General features: G+C 71.8%; 2 protein-coding genes and 1 pseudogene. All 3 read left to right on the forward strand.

Annotated elements, in window-relative coordinates:
* Positions 1–539, forward strand: a pseudogene (locus BMY61_RS43745) (F420-dependent methylene-tetrahydromethanopterin reductase); the annotation flags it as partial.
* Positions 536–1651, forward strand: coding sequence for an LLM class flavin-dependent oxidoreductase (locus BMY61_RS43750; RefSeq protein ID WP_042461270.1), 1116 nt, complete (start codon positions 536–538; stop codon positions 1649–1651). The pseudogene BMY61_RS43745 and the gene BMY61_RS43750, both read left to right, overlap by 4 nt.
* A gap of 13 nt (positions 1652–1664) precedes the next feature.
* Positions 1665–1889: LLM class flavin-dependent oxidoreductase (locus tag BMY61_RS43755; RefSeq protein ID WP_143094856.1), on the forward strand; the 225-nt coding region annotated here is incomplete at its 3' end.

Here is a 1889-nt window from a genome sequence, read left to right on the forward strand (position 1 = left end):
CCGACGCCCACGAGAGGGCCCGCGTCATCCGCCACCAGCAGGTCAGCGGCCAGACCGCGATCCGCCTGCTGGAGCAGCTGTGGAACCGCGACCTCGGCTCCTACGACCCGGACGGGCCGCTGCCGCAGGTGGACCCGCTGGTCGGCGAGAACACCGTCGCCCAGGGCCGCGCCTCGGTGCGGATGCACCGCGACCCCCTGGCCGTGGCCGCCGAGTGGCGCGCCCTGGCCGAGGCGAAGAAGCTGTCCATCCGCGAGCTGATCGTGGAGGTGACCGGTCGTCAGTCCTTCATCGGCACCCCGGCCCAGGTCGCCGAGGCGCTGAACGAGTTCGTGCAGACCGACGCCAGCGACGGGTTCATCCTCGCCCCCCACCTGACCCCCGGCGGCCTGGACGAGTTCGCCGACACCGTCGTCCCGCTGCTCCAGGAACGCGGGGTCTTCCGCACCGAGTACCAGGGCGACACACTGCGCGACCACCTCGGCCTCGGTGCGCCCCGCGCCGTCCGCACCCGCGACACGGCGGGAGCGGTCTCGTGAAGTTCTTGGCCATCACCCTCATCGTGCACGCGCCGGACCCGGTGACCGGCATCCGGAAGTCGACCCAGGCCCGCTTTCAGGAGGTCGTCTCCAACGCCCTGTTCGCCGAGGAGCTGGGCTTCGACGGCTTCGGCGTCGGCGAGCGCCACGAGCGGCCGTTCATCTCCTCCTCACCTCCCGTGGTGCTCAGCCACATTGCCGCCCTGACCAGTCGCATCCGGCTGTTCACGGCCGTGACGACGCTGAGCCTGCTCGACCCGGTGCGTGCCTACGAGGACTACGCCACGCTCGACCACCTCTCCCGCGGCCGGCTGGAGCTCATCATCGGCAAAGGCAACGGCACCGCCCAGCGCGAGCTGTTCCACGTCACGCCGGAGGACCAGTGGGACCGCAACGCCGAGTCCTACGAGCTGTTCCGCCGCCTGTGGCGGCAGGAGAAGGTGAGCTACCAGCCGCGCTTTCGCCCGGAGCTCACCAACGCCGAGGTCTGGCCACGTCCGCTCCAGCAGCCGGTCCGGGTCTGGCACGGCAGCGCGACCAGCCGCGAGTCGGTCGACCTGGCGGCCCGCTACGGCGACCCGCTCTTCTCCGCCAACGTCACCAACCCGATCGAGCCCTACGCCGAGCTCGTGCGCCACTACCGCGAACGGTGGGAGCACTACGGCCACGACCCGGCCCTGGCCACCGTGGGAGCGGGCACCGCCGGCTACTACGCCGCCCACACCTCGCAGCAGGCCCTTGCGGACTACCGGCCGGTCTTCGAAGGCCACCTGGCCTTCCAGAAGCAACTCGGCCTGGAGCCCGTGTTCCCTACGCTGGAGGACTTCGTCGAACGCAGCTCCGCGCTGATCGGCAGCCCCCAGCAGGTCATCGAGAAGGTGCACCGCTACCACGAGCAGCTCGGCCACAGCGTGCTGCACCTGCACGCCGACGCCGGCGGACTCACCGAGACCCAGCACCGGGACAGCCTGGAGCTGTTCCAGTCCGCCATCGCCCCGACGCTGCGACGTGAGATCCCCGACCCGCCCTGGCCCTGGGGCCCGGTCACATCCCAGGCCGAAGTCGCCGCCCCCGGGGCGCCGGCCGCGGTCGCCACGCCCGCCGTGCACTGACGAAGGATCCCCCATGCCCAACACCCCGCTCGCCGTGCTCGACCTCGTCCCGATCTCCTCCGGCTCGAACGCCCCCCAGGCGCTGCGCAACAGCATCGACCTGGCCCAGCACGCCGAGGACCTCGGCTACGCCCGCTACTGGGTCGCCGAGCACCACCTCAACCCCGGTGTCGCCGGCACCTCCCCCGCCGTCGTCCTGGCCCTCACCGCGGCCGCGACCTCGACCATCCGCCTCGGC

This window comes from Streptacidiphilus jiangxiensis (assembly GCF_900109465.1).
GTDB classification, from domain to species: domain Bacteria; phylum Actinomycetota; class Actinomycetes; order Streptomycetales; family Streptomycetaceae; genus Streptacidiphilus; species Streptacidiphilus jiangxiensis.